Raw genomic sequence first — 15,147 nt, 5'->3', positions numbered from 1 at the left:
ATCGCGTAAACAATGTTCGCTGTGCATGGCTGGCATGCCGCAGCCAGTGTTGACGTTGGGGCCGGTCGGCGCGACACATGACGCTTCCGCGCCATGGCGGCAATAAGAAGATAACGATCAGGGACGGACAATGACCAAAGCGCAAATCGGCCTTTTCGGCCTCGGCACGATGGGCTCGAATCTCGCTCTCAACATCGCCGAGAAAGGGCACGCCGTCGCTGTCTACAACCGCACGGCGGAAAAGACCGGCACGTTCTTCGAAAACGCGGGCGATCTGCGCGAGCGCATCGTGCCCTGCGCGACGCTTGCCGAATTCGTCAAGCAGATCAAGCCGCCGCGCCCGATCATCCTGATGGTGCAGGCCGGCAAAGCGGTGGACGAGCAGATCGCGGCGCTGCGCGAGCATCTCGATGCCGGCGACATGATCATCGACGCCGGCAACGCCAATTTCCGCGACACGATCCGCCGTTACACCGAACTCGAAGGCTCCGGCCTCACCTTCGTCGGCATGGGCGTGTCGGGCGGCGAGGACGGCGCACGCCACGGGCCGTCGATCATGGTCGGCGGCCCGGAGGAAGCGTGGATCCGGATCCAGCCGATCCTCGAGGACATCGCGGCCCGCTTTCACGGCGAGCCGTGCGCGGCCTGGCTCGGGCCCGGCGGGGCCGGCCATTTTGTCAAGACGATCCATAACGGCATCGAATATGCCGACATGCAGATGATCGCCGAGATCTACGGAATCCTGCGCGACGGCGCCGGCATGGCGCCCGGCGAGATCGCCGACATCTTCGAGCGCTGGAACGCCGGTCCGCTCGATTCCTACCTCGTCGAAATCACCGCAACCGTCCTGCGCACCCGCGATGCGGCGAGCGGCAAGGCGCTGGTCGACGTCATCGCCGACCAGGCGGGGCAGAAGGGAACCGGTCGCTGGGCGGCCGTCGAGGCGCAATTGATGGGCGTGCCCGCCACCACAATCGAGACCGCCGTCGCCGCGCGCAGCCTGTCGGCGGAAAAAGACCTGCGGCTCGCCGCCGAGAAAGCCTATGGCGCGCCCGCCGCCCCGTCGATCACGGCCGACGCCGCCTTCATCGACGATCTCGAAAATGCCCTGCTCGCCGCCAAGGTGGCGGCATACGCGCAAGGCTTCGCGGTGATGGAAGAGGCGTCGTCCGAGTTTCGCTGGAACCTGCCGCTCGGCATGGTCGCGCGCATCTGGCGCGCCGGCTGCATCATCCGCTCGCAATTCCTGAGCGAGATCGCGACGGCTTACGAGGCGAGCGCCGAGCCGGCACATCTTCTTCTTCTGCCGGCCTTCATGAAGACCATGTCGGGCGCGAGCCCTTCGCTGCGCCGGGTCGTCGCGCGAGCGGTTGAGGCCGGGCTGCCGGTTCCCGCGCTTGGCGCGGCCGTCACCTATTTCGACGCGTTCCGGCAGGGGCGCGGCACGGCCAATCTCATTCAGGGCCAGCGCGACTTCTTCGGTGCGCACGGTTTTGACCGCATCGACGGCTCGGGCGAGCATCACGGCCACTGGCTGAGGACATGATTTCCACCGGCCCTTAAACCAAACCTTAACCGCCAGACGAGATCGGCCCGCGTCGTAAGCACTCCTTTACCGCGGCAGGCGGACATTCGGCTCCATCGAAGAACCCATGTCCAAGGCGGGGGCCTGTCATGTTCCAAAAGTTCGCCCGGTCGCGCTCCGGCAATTTCGCCATCCTGTCGGGGCTGGCAATCGTGCCGCTGTGCCTGGCGGCGGGGCTGGCGATCGATTATTCGCGCCATTTGTCCGCCCAGCGTCACCTGCAGGAAATGGTCGACGCGACGTCGCTGTCGCTGGCCTCCAGCCGCGAGCGGGATCAGTCGAAGCTGGAGAACCTCGCGACCGACTTCCTGGCCGGAAACCAGAACACGAACCGTGTCCAGAACGTGCGGATCAGCCAGTTGAAGACGACCGATGACGACGTGGACATCGAAGCCTCCGGCTCGATCCCGACGACGTTCATGGCGCTTGCGGGTTACGACCGCCTCGACGTGCGCGCATCGGCGCTGGCGGAGCGGGCTGTGAATGGGCAGGTCGAGGTGGCGCTTATTCTCGACAACACGTATTCGATGTCGCGCGAGGCAGGCGGTGGCACAACGCGAATCGCCGCACTGAAGACTGCGGCCAACAAGCTTGTCGATGAACTGCTTCGCGAAAACGACGGCGCGGCGCAGATCGGCATCGTTCCCTATGCCGAGTATGTCAATGTCGGCATGGCGAACCGCTCCGCTCCGTGGATCGACGTTCCGGCCGACCGGTCGGAATGGGTCGTCACCCAGAAGGCCGAGCCCGCCTACACCAGAACCGTCACGCCGACGCGCTGGGAACGGACGGTCTGGGTGCCCGAAAGGGCCTGCTCGCGCATGAACGACGGCGTGCGGGAGGACTATACCTGCCCAGGCTATTGGGAGGGCAGGCATGTTCCGACCGGTGCGCCGCCCTATGAAGAGATCGTTCCGGCGAAAGAGGAAAAGCGTGAACTGCGCCATTTCAAATGGTGGGGCTGCGTTGCCTCGCGCACGCAGAGCGACAACTGGCTGCACGACCGCAACAGCGAACGCTACAAGGGTTTCGTCCAGCGCACACAAATTTGCCCAACGCCGATCGTGGAACTCACCAGCGACAAGGCGCGCCTGAAATCAGCCATTCAGTCTATGACGACCGACATCGACGGATACAAGTCGCAGACCTACATCCCAGCCGGCATGGTCTGGGGGCTGAACATTCTTTCGCCCGAGGCCCCTTTCTCGCAGGGCGCGCCCTACGATCCGGCGAATGCCCGCCCGCGCAAGGTTGCCGTGTTGATGACGGACGGCGCAAATACGATGTTGCGCAGGAACAACGGCATGCATCAGCGTATCGAGCACAACAACGAGCCCGCCTACGAGACCGACACCAACATCGATAAGACAAATGCGGATACGAGATCGATCTGCACCAACATGAAGCGTCAGGGCATTGAGATATTTACGGTCGCGTTCATGGTCACGAGTGCCAAAGGCAAGGCGCTCATGGAAGCCTGCGCAAGCGATCCGTCCACGCACTATTTCGACGCCTCGAGCAGCGAAGATCTGCTCGCCGCCTTCGAAGGTATCGGCAACTCGCTGCGTGTGGTGCGTCTGGCGCGGTAGTCCTGTAGACTATTATAAATACGAGCGATAACCCGCGGCTGTTGTTTCAAAGGCTGGCCAACGTGCCTTGCTCGCCGTCATCCTCGGGCTTGTCCCGAGGATCCACCAAAGTCTTGTTTCGCGAGCTTTCGTGGATGCCCGGCACAAGGCCGGTCATGACGCGAAAGGGGTGAAGGCCTCGGCCGCCATCTCCCTTTCAGCCTATCATCCGAGAATGCCCGGCAGGTCCAGCCCCTTTTCCCGCGCGCAGTCGAGTGCCTCGTCATAGCCGGCATCCGCGTGGCGCATGACGCCGGTGGCCGGGTCGTTCCACAGCACCCGCTCCAGCCGCCGCGCCGCATCGTCCGTGCCGTCGGCGACGATGACCATGCCGGCGTGCTGCGAAAAGCCCATGCCGACACCGCCGCCATGATGCAGCGACACCCATGTCGCGCCCGACGCGGTGTTCAAGAGAGCATTGAGCAACGGCCAGTCGGAAACGGCGTCCGAGCCGTCCTTCATCGCCTCCGTCTCGCGGTTCGGCGAGGCGACGGAGCCGGAATCGAGGTGATCGCGGCCGATGACGACCGGCGCTTTCAGCTCGCCGTTCTTCACCATCTCGTTGAAAGCGAGGCCAAGCCGGTGGCGGTCGCCGAGCCCGACCCAGCAGATGCGCGCCGGCAGGCCCTGAAACGCGATGCGTTCCTTCGCCATGTCGAGCCAGCGATGCAGATGCGCGTTGTCCGGCAGGATTTCCTTCACCTTGGCGTCGGTCTTGTAGATGTCCTCCGGGTCGCCCGAGAGCGCCGCCCAGCGGAACGGACCGATGCCACGGCAGAACAGCGGGCGGATATAGGCCGGCACGAAGCCCGGGAACGCGAAGGCGTTTTCGAGGCCCTCGTCCTTGGCGACCTGCCGGATATTGTTGCCATAGTCGAGCGTAGGCACGCCCTGTTCGTGAAAGGCGACCATCGCCTCGACATGCTCGCGCATCGACTGGCGTGCGGCCTTTTCGACGGCTTTCGGGTCGCTCTCGCGCTTCTGCTTCCACTCGGCGATCGTCCAGCCTTTCGGCAGATAGCCGTTGAGGGGATCATGCGCCGAGGTCTGATCGGTCACGATGTCGGGGCGGATGCCGCGACGGACCATTTCGGGCACGATGTCGGCCGCGTTGCCCAGAAGCCCGACGGACTTCGCCTCGCCCGCTTTGGTCCAGCGGTCGATCATCTCCAGCGCTTCGTCGAGGCTCGTCGCCTTTTCGTCGACGTAACGCGTGCGCAGACGAAAATCGATCCGCGTCTCGTCGCACTCGATAGCAAGGCATGAAGCCCCCGCCATCACCGCCGCAAGCGGCTGCGCGCCGCCCATCCCGCCGAGGCCGCCCGTCAATATCCACTTGCCTTTGAGGTCGCCGCCATAGTGCTGGCGGCCGGCCTCCACGAAGGTCTCGTAGGTGCCCTGCACGATGCCCTGCGTGCCGATATAGATCCACGAGCCGGCGGTCATCTGGCCGTACATCATGAGGCCGAGCCTATCGAGCTTGTTGAAGTGATCCCAGTCGGCCCAATGCGGCACGAGGTTCGAATTGGCGATCAGGACGCGCGGCGCATCCGTGTGCGTGCGGAAAACGCCGACCGGCTTGCCGGACTGGACGAGCAGCGTCTGGTCTTCCTCAAGCGTTTTCAGGCTCGCGACGATCCGGTCGAAATCCGCCCAGGTCCGCGCTGCACGGCCGATTCCGCCATAGACGACCAGTTCGTTCGGGTTTTCCGCCACGTCCGGGTCGAGATTGTTCATCAGCATCCTGAGCGGGGCTTCGGTCGTCCAGTATTTCGCGTTGAGATCCGTGCCGCGCGGGCTGCGGATTTCACGGATATTGTGACGCGGATCGTTCATGATCAGGCTCCGAGCGTAAGGGCGCGGGCTTCGAGCCCGGCGAGAATGGGTTTCAGGACGGCGCGCAGCCTTTCGGCGCGCGTCTCTTCATAGGCGAAGGGTTCGGTTTCGGATGCGAGATAGGCCGATTGCGCGATCTCCATCTGGATCGCATGCACGCCGCGTTCGGGCTGTCCGTAATGGCGCGTCGTCCAGCCGCCCTTGAAGCGGCCGTTCGCGACCCATGTCAGCCCGGAACCGGCCGCGATCGCCTCGACATCTGCGGTGATTTCGCGCGCGCAGGTCGCGTCGTCATTGGTGCCGATGTTCAGGACCGGCAGTTCGCCGTCGAACAGGAACGGGCAATGCGATCGGATCGAGTGGCAATCGTAAAGGATCGCGATGCCGTGCAGCGCCTTGACCCGCGCGATTTCGGCTTCGAGTGCCGCGTGATACGGCGTGTGCCAGTCGGCAAGGCGGCGCGACAACTCAGTCGCATCCGGCTCCTCGCGCCAGATCGACTGGTTGTCGAAATCGGTCGTCGGGATCAGGGTCGTCGTGTTCTGGCCGGGATAAAGGCTTTGGCCCGACGGATCGCGGTTCGCGTCGATCACGTAACGATGAAAATTCGCCCGCACCACCGTCGCGCCCGGCAAAAGCCCGGCATAGAGCCGGTTGATGTGCCAGTCCGTGTCGCGAAGGCGCAGGCCCTCGTCATTGAGCTTCGCGGTTACATCGTCAGGCACAAACGTGCCGGTATGTGGCATGCCGAGAATGACGGACGACGAGCCCCGTTCGACGGATACGGGTTTCATGCGCGTTTTCCGGTGGAAGATAGACGGCGAAGCGCATGATCTCCCCCCTCGCGGGGGAGACGCCCGGCAGGGCAGAGGGGGGCGCTGTCCCACCGACCTCCCAGCAGGTCATCGAGCACGAACGTCGCAAGCTGATCAAGCAGGATAGCGCTCCACGTCGCCCCCCTCTGGCTGCCGCCATCTCCCCCGCGAGGGGGGAGATCAATCACTCGGCCGTCGCGCATCACAGTTCCAACCTTGGTAGAATGTCGCCGACGCTCTCGTTGAGCGTGCCTGAGCGCACCAATTCGCCAGCCGCCTCGAGGTCGCCGGCCATGTACCGGTCCACCTCCAGCGACGGCACGACGTCGCGGATCGCCTTCATTGCACCCTGCAATTCCGCCGAGGTCTTCAGCGGCGCGCGCAACTCCACCCCTTGCGCCGCCGTCACCGCCTCGATGCCGACGATATGCGTGAGGTTGTCGGTCATGGCCAGAAGCCGGCGCGCGCCGTGACAGGCCATGGAGACGTGGTCTTCCTGATTGGCCGAGGTCGGCGTCGAATCGACCGAAGCCGGATGCGCCATCTGCTTGTTTTCGCTCATCAGCGCGGCGGAGGTGACTTCGGCGATCATCAGGCCCGAATTCAGCCCCGGCTTTTTCGCCAGAAACGCCGGCAGCCCGAAGGACAGCGCCGGATCGACCAGAAGCGCGATGCGGCGTTGCGCAATCGCGCCGATCTCGCAGATCGCGAGCGCGATCTGGTCGGCGGCGAAGGCCACAGGTTCGGCGTGGAAATTGCCGCCAGAGACGACAGAACCGTCCGACAGGACCAGCGGATTGTCGGTCACGGCATTCGCCTCGATCACCAGCGTTTTCGCCGCCTGCCGAAGCACGTCGAGGCAGGCACCGTCGACCTGCGGCTGGCAGCGGATGCAATAGGGGTCCTGAACGCGCTCGTCGCCCTCGCGGTGGCTTTCGCGAATCTGTGAGCCGTCGAGCAGCGCCCACAGGGCAGCGGCGGTGTCGATCTGGCCCTGATGGCCGCGCAAGGCGTGGATTTCCGGATGGAACGGCGCGGACGAGCCCATCGCGGCGTCGGTCGATAGCGCGCCGGTGACCAGCGCCGCATTTCCCGCCCGATGCGCTTTGAACAGTCCCGCGAGCGCCAGCGCGGTCGAGACCTGCGTGCCGTTGATCAGCGCCAGCCCTTCCTTGGCGGCGAGCGTGATCGGCGCGAGGCCCGCGCGCCGGAGCGCGTCGGTGGCGGGCAGTCGTTCGCCGGCGAAATCCGCTTCGCCCTCGCCGATCATCGCGGCGGCCATGTGCGCCAGTGGCGCAAGGTCGCCCGAAGCGCCGACCGACCCTTTTTCCGGGATCACCGGACTGACGCCCTTGTCGAGCATCGCCTCGATGAGTTCGACGGTTTGCGGCTTCACGCCGGAAGCGCCGCGTCCGAGCGAGGCGAGCTTCAGCGCCATGATCAGCCGCACGATTTCTTGAGGCAGCGACACGCCGACGCCGCAGCAATGCGACAGGATCAGGTTGCGCTGGAGCGTGGCGACGTCGCTCGCCGCGATCTTCACCGAGGCGAGCTTTCCAAAGCCCGTATTAATGCCATAGACGGGCGTTTCGCCTTGCGCGATGTCGGCGATGATTGTCGCCGCGCGCGCGATGCCGGGGCGGCAGGCATCGTCGAGCCGCGCAGGTACACCGTTCCAGTAGATGTCGTGAAGCTGGTCGAGCGTGACCGCGCCGGGGGTGAGGGTGAGGGTCATGGGCGCGCACCATCGAGGGTATACGCCTTGTCACGCCCCCCTCTGGCCTGCCGGCCAGAGGGGGGCAACGTCGAGAGCCGGCGCATCATTATTGTCATCCGACGATCCTTTCATGGAGTGCGTTGAAGCCGATGCGGTAGGACAACTCCGCCGGATGCTCGACATTCCAAACCGCAAGCTCTGCGCGCTTGCCGGGTTCGATCGTGCCGATCTCGTCACCTAACCCCAGCGCCTTTGCGGCATTGCGCGTCAGGCCCGCCAGCGCTTCCTCCGGCGTCAGTCGAAACAGCGTCGAGGCCATGTTCATGGTCAAAAGCGGCGAGGCGAGCGGAGAGGAGCCGGGGTTGCAATCCGTCGCGATGGCGATCGGAACGCCGGCATCGCGCAGCGCCTGGACCGGCGGCGACTGCTTTTCCCGCAGCGTGTAGAACGCGCCGGGCAGCAGCACCGCCACCGTTCCGGATGCCGCCATCGCGGCGACGCCGTCCGCCCCCAGATATTCCAGATGATCCGCCGAGAGCGCACCATATTCCGCCGCGAGCTTCGCACCGCCCAGGTCTGACAATTGCTCGGCATGGAGCTTTACCGGCAAGCCCAGCGCCTTCGCCTTGTCGAACACAAGCGCGATCTGGTCGGGCGAAAAGGCGATGCCTTCGCAAAACCCGTCGACCGCGTCGATCAGCCCTTCATCCGCGCCCGCTTCCATGCCGGGCAGAACGATCTCATCGATATAGGAATCGGCGCGGCCCTTGTATTCGACCGGCACGGCGTGGGCGGCGAGATAGCTCGTCTTTACCCGGACCTTGCGCAGGCGACCAAGCTCGCGCGCGGCGCGCAGCATCTTCAACTCGTCCTCGACGCTCAAGCCGTAGCCGGACTTGATTTCGACCGTGCCGACGCCCTCGGCGATCATCGCGTCGAGGCGGGGCAGCGTCTGGCGCGCCAGTTCTTCCTGTGAGAGGCCGCGTGTTGCCGAAACCGTCGAGACGATGCCGCCACCGGCGCGTGCGATCTCTTCATAGGTCGCGCCTTCCAGACGCATCTCGAATTCGCGCGCACGGTTGCCGCCGAAGACCAGATGGGTGTGACAATCGATCAAGGCCGGCGTGACGAGCCGGCCTTTCATGTCGCGCGTGTCGTACTCGTCGAACTCTTCGGCGAAATCCTGAACCGGTCCGGCAAAGACGACGCGACCATCGGCAATCGCCACCGCGCCATCGTCGACGAGGCCATAGGCCGCACCGCCTTCCGTCATGGTCGCGAGGGTGAGGTTCGTCAGAAGCGTTTTCATTGGCATCCGCTTGCAGAAAATCCGATCTGCGATTACGCTATTATGTATAGACATATTGTGTCAATCGGGATTCGCCATGACTGCCATCTTCGCCCAGACAGCACTTCTTGCCGATGGCTGGCGCAAACACGTCCGCGTCGAAATCGGTGATGACGGGCGGATCGGCAAGGTCGAGGCGGACGCCGCGCCGTCCGTCGAAAGCGAGCGCGTGGAGGTGCTTCTCCCCGCGCTCTCCAATCTCCACAGCCATACCTTCCAGCGCGCCATGGCCGGCCTGACGGAGCGGCGCGGCCCGAGCGGGCGCGATTCCTTCTGGACGTGGCGCGAGGTTATGTACCGCTTCCTCGACATTCTCTCGCCGGACGAGATCGAGGCCATCGCCGCCTTCGCCTTCATGGAGATGCAGGAAGCCGGCTTTTCGTCCGTGGCCGAGTTCCACTATCTCCACAACCGGCAGGGCGGCGGCGCCTATGACGATCCGGGCGAGCTTGCCGCGCGCATTTGTGCGGCCAGCGAGATGACCGGCATCGGGCTGACGCTGTTGCCCGTCCACTACGCGCAGGGCGGTGTCGACGGGCGACTGCTCAAGGGCGGGCAGCTTCGCTTCGCCAATTCGCTCGACGGTTTCATGCGGCTGGTTGAACGCTCCGAGACGCTCTCGGCAGGGCGCGACGACGTGACCGTCGGCATTGCGCCGCATTCGCTGCGCGCGGTTCCGGTAGAAGACCTTGCCGAACTTGCACGGTTCAGGCCCGACCGCCCGATCCACATGCACATCGCCGAGCAGGAAGCCGAGATCGACGAAACGCTCGCCGTCCTTGGCGCGCGGCCGATGGAATGGCTTCTCGCCAACCACGAGGTCGGCGCGCGCTGGTGCCTGATCCACTGCACGCATATGACGCCCGGCGAAACCGTCGCGCTCGCCGCGACAGGCGCGGTCGCCGGGCTTTGCTCCGTCACCGAAGCCAATCTCGGCGACGGCATTTTCGACGGCGACCGCTTTCTGGACCATGGCGGACGGCTCGGCATCGGATCGGATTCCAACATTTCGATCTCGACCATCGGCGAATTGCGCCAGCTCGATTATTCGCAGCGCCTTCGCGACCGCGCCCGCGTTGTGCTGGCGCAACCCGGTGGCTCGGTGGGGCGACGCCTTTACGATGCCGCACTTGGCGGCGGCGCGCAGGCGCTCGGCCGCTCGTCTGGCGCGATCGAAGTGGGCAGGTTCGCCGACATGGTCGCCATCGATCCGACGCGCGATGGTCTTCATGGTTTGAAGGAGGATTTCGTCCTCGACGGCTGGATCTTCGCCGGCAGCCGCGAAGCGGTCACGGATGTCTGGTCGGCGGGCCGCCATATGGTAAGGGGAGGACGCCACATCGCGCGCGAGGCGATATCCGCGCGGTACGGTGTCTGCCTTTCCTCGATCATGGACCGTCTGTGACCCGATCCCGCGCTTCTTACCGCACCATCCGCGACGAGATTTCGCGCCGTATCGCCAGCCGCGTCTGGCTGCCCGGCGCGCTGATCCCCGGCGAGGAGGCGCTGGCGGGCGAGTTCGGCGCAGCGAGAGCCACGGTCAACCGCGCCCTGCGGGAACTCGCCGAGCAGGGTCTGGTCGAGCGTCGCCGCAAGGCGGGAACGCGCGTCGCGCTCCACCCCGTGCGCGAGGCGCGTTTCGCCATTCCGCTCGTGCGGCACGAAGTGGAGGCGGCGGGGCAGGTCTATGGTTACCGGTTTTTGTCGAGCGTGGTCGTCGGCGCTAAGGGGCAGGTCGCCGAACGGCTGGGACTTGCCGACGGAGCGCGTCTTCGCCATGTGCAGGCGCTGCATCTTGCGGGCAGCGCGCCGTTCCAGTTCGAGGACCGGTACATCATCTTGGATACCGTTCCGGCCGCGCAAGACGCCGACTTTTCGGCAATCGGGCCGAACGAATGGCTGGTCGAAACCGCGCCCTTCACCCATGCCGAGTTCTCCTTCTTCGCCGACGCGGCGGGCAAGGAAGCGCAGCATCTTGGAATCGCACCCGGTGCACCGGTCTTCGTCGGTGAGCGCATCACCTGGCTGGCGGAGCGACCGATCACGCTCGTGCGCATGGTGCATCCTTCAAGATACCGCATGGTGACACGGCTTTAGGCCGCCGCGAAACGGGGCCGATGCCGACCGGCTTATATCGCCTCTCGTAAAGTCGGGCGCGCTCGTCTAGATACGGGCATCACGCAAGGATGACCCGATGGCTGAAACGACCGCCCGAAAGACCCTGGTGCTGACCGGCGCGAGCCGCGGTATCGGCCATGCCACCGTCAAGCGCTTCTCGCGCGAGGGCTGGCGCGTCATCACCTGTTCGCGGCAGGCATTCGCCGAGGATTGCCCATGGCCGGCGGGGCCGGAAGACCACATCAAGATCGATTTGTCGGACCCCGAGGATGTCGGCTCGGCGGTATCGGAAATCCGCCACCGGCTCGAAGAGCAGGGAGGCGAGCTTCACGCGCTCGTCAACAATGCCGCGATCTCGCCAAAGCTCGACGGCGGCAAACGCATGAATTCGTTCGAAACGCCCATGCATGTCTGGCGCGACGTGTTTCAGGTCAATTTCTTCGCGCCGATCATGCTCGCGCGCGGCCTCTTCAAGGAGCTTGCCGCGGCAAAGGGGTCGATCGTCAACGTCACGTCGATCGTCGGCAGCCGTGTCCATCCCTTCGCCGGCACGGCCTATGCGACGTCGAAGGCCGCACTCTCCTCGCTGTCGCGCGAGATGGCCGCCGATTTCGGCCCGCACGGCATCCGCGTCAATTCGATCGCGCCGGGCGAGATCGAAACATCGATCCTGTCGCCGGGCACGGAGAAGATCGTCGAGACGATTCCGCTGCGCCGGCTCGGTTCGACGTCCGAAGTTGCCGAGACGATCTATTTCCTGTGCTCGGAACAGGCGTCCTATGTGACCGGCGCCGAAATCCACATCAATGGCGGCCAGCACGTCTGATGACTGAAAAGCACCGGTCATGACTTCTCGCTCGACCTGCATTCGCGCCGCCGGCTTCGAGCTGCACGTCACCGAATGGGGCGACCCGGCGAGCCCGCCGCTCGTCATGTGGCACGGGCTGGCGCGCACGGGGCGCGATTTCGACGAGGCGGCAAGCGCGCTGTCCGACATATATTTCGTCCTGTGCCCCGATACGATCGGGCGCGGCCTGTCGGGCTGGGCGGCCGATCCGGGCGATTATTCCTATGCGACCTATGGCGCGACGGCGGTGGCGATGCTTGACCATTACGGCATCGAACGCGTCCGCTGGATTGGCACGTCGATGGGCGGCCTGCTCGGTATGGTTCTTGCCGCCGGTTCCCTCAAGGATCGCATCTCCCATCTGGTAATCAACGACGTCGGACCAGAAATCTCCGGCGAAGGGCTTGAAAGGATCGTCGACTATGTCGGCAATCCACCCGTATTCGACACGCTCGGCGAATTCGAGGCCTGGCTGCGAACGGTCTATGCGCCGTTCGGCGAAAATGACGAGGCCTTCTGGCGGCGCATGGCCGATACGTCGATGCGCCGCACCGACGACGGGCGCGTGACGGTTCACTACGATCCGGGGATCGTCGTGCCGTTGAAGGGACAGACCGGCGATTTCGACATCTGGCCGGTCTACGATGCGATCGACATTCCCGCCTTGTTGATCCGCGGCGCGACGTCCGACGTTCTGTCCGCCGAGACGGCCGACGCGATGACAAAGCGCGGACCGAAGCCGCGCCTCGTGACGCTGGACGATTACGGCCATGCCCCGACGCTGACGAGCGCGCGCGAAATCGACCTTTTGCGCGCGTTCCTGAAAGGCTAGGCGGCCATCAGGTTCTTCTCGATCTCGTCGATCGGGTGGTTGGTCAGCGTTTTGGCGACTTCCGCCGTGATTCGGTCGGTGACTTCCTTGTGGAACTCCTTGCGCAATTCGCCGAGCACGAGCGGCGGCGCGACGACCACCAGTTTCCTGAAATTGCCGCGATGGGCGAGCTTGTAGAGCCGTTCCGCGATCTCCTTGGCGAACCGCTCCTTTTCGATGCGATGCCAGTCCGTCTCCTCGACAGCGCTGCGATGGGCGGTACGTCCGGCATCCTGCATGCGGCCAGGCCGGTCCGTGCCTTGATCGCGGGTCGGCGGATTGTCGTCCTGCATCTCGCGGAAGACTTCCAGATGGGGATATTCGGCGTCGCCCTCATTGCGCAGGAACAGCGCCTTTTCGCCATCGGCGACGACGACCCATGCGTCATGATCGATCTTGATCGCGTTCATCGCAGACTCCTCGTTGTGTTGTTTACGCTGGAACCAACGCGGCGCGGCGGAGAGGTGTTCCGTAGCGTTTCCAGGCCGATCCGCGACTGTGCTGGAATAATTTTCCCCGTATTCATCAATCGAGCGAAAAATGATTGCGCCCGCCGCATGCGCGAACGACGCCGTTCCTTAACCGGACGCCGTCGATCCGCGAGAATGGCGTCATGTCCCGTTCCACCATCATCGATACGCCTGTTGCGCGCCTCAACGCCTTTCCGATCTTCGCCAAGGTCGAAGGGCGTGTCGTCGCCATCGTCGGCGCGGGCGACGAGGCGTTCGCCAAGGCGCGGCTGATGGTGCAGTCCAGCGCTCATCTGCGCATCATTGCCGTCGAACCGACGGCGCAGCTTGCCGATTGGGCAGCAGTGAACGGCGTCGAGATCCTGAGCGCGACCTATCGTGCCGAATTGATCGCGGATGCCGCGCTCGTTTTCGCCGCGACCGACGATCTGGATGCCGACCGGCGCATCGTCGCGGACGCGCGCGCCCTGCGCATTCCGGTCAACGCGGTCGACCGGCCGGAATTGTGCGACTTCTTCACGCCCGCGCTGGTCAACCGCGCACCGGTCGCGGTCGCGATCGGAACGGAAGGCGCGGGGCCGGTCCTCGCGCAGATGATCCGGGCGCGCATCGACCTCATGCTGAGCCCGCAGCTCGGCGCTCTGGCACGTCTTGCCGCCGGTTTTCGCGACGCGGTCGAAAAGCGCGTGCCGCGCGGTGTCGCGCGCCGGCGCTTCTGGAAGGAATTCTTCACCGGCGAAACGGCGCGCCAGATCGATGTCGGACAGGTCGATGCCGCGCGCGGCACGGCCACCGCGCTGCTGGAACGCGGCGGCGCAACGCAAGGTCATGTGGCGCTGGTCGGTGCGGGACCGGGCGCGGAAGACCTTTTGACGCTGCGCGCGCATCGCCTTTTGATGGAAGCCGACGTGATCGTCCACGATGCGCTTGTTCCCGAGGCCGTGATCGCCATGGGTCGCCGCGATGCGGAGCGGATCGCGGCCGGCAAGCGCAAGGGCTGCCATTCGAAGACTCAAAGTCAGATCAACGCACTGCTGGTCGAACTTGGCCGTCAGGGCAAGCGCGTCGTGCGGTTGAAATCGGGCGACCCGCTCGTCTTCGGCCGCGCCGGCGAGGAAATGGCTGCGCTGCGCGATGCCGGCATCTCCTATGAGTTTGTGCCGGGTGTGACGGCCGCATTCGCGGCTGCGGCCGATTTCGAATTGCCGCTTACGCTTCGCGGCGTCTCGTCCTCCATGGTGTTCACCACCGGCCACGATTTGAAGGGCGGGCCGCTTCCCGACTGGGCGCGTCTGGCGATCGGTGGGGCGACGGTCGCGATCTATATGGGCCGCTCGGTCGCCGCCGACGTGGCGCAGCGCCTGATCGATGCCGGCCTTGCGCCCGATACGGCTGTTGCCGTGGTCGAGAATGCAAGCCTTTCGGCCAAGCGCCTGTTCCACGGCACGCTCGCCGACCTGCCAAGATTACAGGCCCGTGAGGATTTGACCGGCCCCGTCATGACGATCATCGGCGACGCCGTCGCCGGAGCCAATTTCGAGCGTTCGCAAGCGCTCGCCGCTCACGCCGGCGCGCGGCTGGACCTGAAGGAGAATGCGACATGAAGATCGTGACTGCGAACCGCCTGATCGACGGCGAAGCGGTGTGGCTTGCCGCCGACCATGGCTGGGTCGAGACGATCGACGGCGCGGAAATCGCCCGCGACGTCGCGACCGAGGAAAAGCTGGAACGCGCCGGCAAGGCTGCCATCTGCAAGAACGAGGTGGTCGATCTGGCGCTGGTCGACATCGACCTGGTCGAAGGTCGCATCGTGCCCAAACGCCTGCGCGAGCGCATCCGCGCCGCCGGCCCCACCAACCGTCTCGACCTCGGCAAGCAGGCCCGAAAGGGCGTGCGGATCGCCGCCTGACCC

Annotated in this window: 13 protein-coding genes; 8 read left to right on the top strand and 5 right to left on the bottom strand. The window is 65.0% G+C overall.

Annotated features, from left to right (window positions below):
• Positions 1 to 130: 130 nt before the first annotated feature.
• Positions 131 to 1,546, top strand: a complete 1,416-nt coding sequence (gene gnd / locus GTW25_RS11705) for an NADP-dependent phosphogluconate dehydrogenase (RefSeq protein WP_252912286.1) — start codon at positions 131 to 133, stop codon at positions 1,544 to 1,546.
• Between the two features lie 128 nt (positions 1,547 to 1,674).
• Positions 1,675 to 3,174, top strand: a complete 1,500-nt coding sequence (locus tag GTW25_RS11700; RefSeq protein ID WP_252912285.1) for a TadE/TadG family type IV pilus assembly protein — start codon at positions 1,675 to 1,677, stop codon at positions 3,172 to 3,174.
• Positions 3,175 to 3,378: 204 nt separating this feature from the next.
• Here the strand turns inward: GTW25_RS11700 and hutU are convergent, their stop codons facing one another.
• The 4 genes from hutU to hutI all read right to left on the bottom strand — a co-directional run bounded on the left by hutU (position 3,379) and on the right by hutI (position 8,896).
• Positions 3,379 to 5,049 carry a urocanate hydratase gene (hutU, locus tag GTW25_RS11695; RefSeq protein ID WP_252912284.1) on the bottom strand — a complete coding sequence of 557 codons (1,671 nt, stop codon included), beginning with the start codon at positions 5,047 to 5,049 and terminating at the stop codon, positions 3,379 to 3,381.
• A 2-nt stretch (positions 5,050 to 5,051) separates the two neighbouring features.
• Positions 5,052 to 5,843 carry an N-formylglutamate deformylase gene (gene hutG, locus GTW25_RS11690; RefSeq protein WP_252912283.1) on the bottom strand — a complete coding sequence of 264 codons (792 nt, stop codon included), beginning with the start codon at positions 5,841 to 5,843 and terminating at the stop codon, positions 5,052 to 5,054.
• 223 nt (positions 5,844 to 6,066) lie between these two features.
• Positions 6,067 to 7,599: a histidine ammonia-lyase gene (gene hutH, locus GTW25_RS11685; protein ID WP_252912282.1), complete on the bottom strand. Its 1,533-nt coding sequence runs from the start codon at positions 7,597 to 7,599 to the stop codon at positions 6,067 to 6,069.
• Positions 7,600 to 7,693: 94 nt separating this feature from the next.
• A complete protein-coding gene (hutI, locus tag GTW25_RS11680; protein WP_372493142.1) occupies positions 7,694 to 8,896 on the bottom strand; it encodes an imidazolonepropionase in 1,203 nt (400 codons plus the stop codon).
• A 70-nt stretch (positions 8,897 to 8,966) separates the two neighbouring features.
• Here hutI and GTW25_RS11675 point away from each other — a divergent pair, with 70 nt between their 5' ends.
• The 4 genes from GTW25_RS11675 (at position 8,967) to GTW25_RS11660 (ending at position 12,726) form a co-directional block, all read left to right on the top strand.
• Entirely contained in the window at positions 8,967 to 10,334 is a 1,368-nt protein-coding gene (locus GTW25_RS11675) for a formimidoylglutamate deiminase (protein ID WP_252912280.1), read from the top strand.
• Positions 10,331 to 11,026, top strand: a complete 696-nt coding sequence (hutC, locus tag GTW25_RS11670) for a histidine utilization transcriptional repressor HutC (protein WP_252912279.1) — start codon at positions 10,331 to 10,333, stop codon at positions 11,024 to 11,026. The genes GTW25_RS11675 and hutC overlap by 4 nt, the downstream gene beginning before the upstream one ends.
• A 97-nt stretch (positions 11,027 to 11,123) precedes the next feature.
• Positions 11,124 to 11,873, top strand: coding sequence for an SDR family NAD(P)-dependent oxidoreductase (locus tag GTW25_RS11665; protein WP_252912278.1), 750 nt, complete (start codon positions 11,124 to 11,126; stop codon positions 11,871 to 11,873).
• 19 nt (positions 11,874 to 11,892) lie between these two features.
• Positions 11,893 to 12,726: an alpha/beta fold hydrolase gene (locus GTW25_RS11660; RefSeq protein ID WP_252912277.1), complete on the top strand. Its 834-nt coding sequence runs from the start codon at positions 11,893 to 11,895 to the stop codon at positions 12,724 to 12,726.
• Here GTW25_RS11660 and GTW25_RS11655 read toward each other — a convergent pair.
• A complete protein-coding gene (locus GTW25_RS11655) occupies positions 12,723 to 13,175 on the bottom strand; it encodes a baeRF12 domain-containing protein (RefSeq protein WP_252912276.1) in 453 nt (150 codons plus the stop codon). The two genes, GTW25_RS11660 and GTW25_RS11655, sit on opposite strands and share 4 nt — an antisense overlap.
• A gap of 203 nt (positions 13,176 to 13,378) precedes the next feature.
• Between GTW25_RS11655 and cysG the strand changes: the two genes are divergently transcribed.
• Both cysG and GTW25_RS11645 read left to right on the top strand, forming a co-directional pair.
• A complete protein-coding gene (cysG, locus tag GTW25_RS11650) occupies positions 13,379 to 14,839 on the top strand; it encodes a siroheme synthase CysG (protein ID WP_252912275.1) in 1,461 nt (486 codons plus the stop codon).
• Complete coding sequence (locus GTW25_RS11645; RefSeq protein WP_252912274.1) at positions 14,836 to 15,144, top strand: DUF2849 domain-containing protein; 309 nt, start codon at positions 14,836 to 14,838, stop codon at positions 15,142 to 15,144. Before cysG ends, GTW25_RS11645 begins: the two co-directional genes overlap by 4 nt.
• Positions 15,145 to 15,147: the final 3 nt, after the last annotated feature.

This window comes from Aliihoeflea aestuarii, assembly GCF_024105665.1.
Lineage (GTDB): Bacteria > Pseudomonadota > Alphaproteobacteria > Rhizobiales > Rhizobiaceae > Aliihoeflea > Aliihoeflea aestuarii.
The sequence above is the reverse complement of the archived record's forward strand: the minus strand, read 5'-3'. Positions and strand labels throughout refer to the sequence as shown.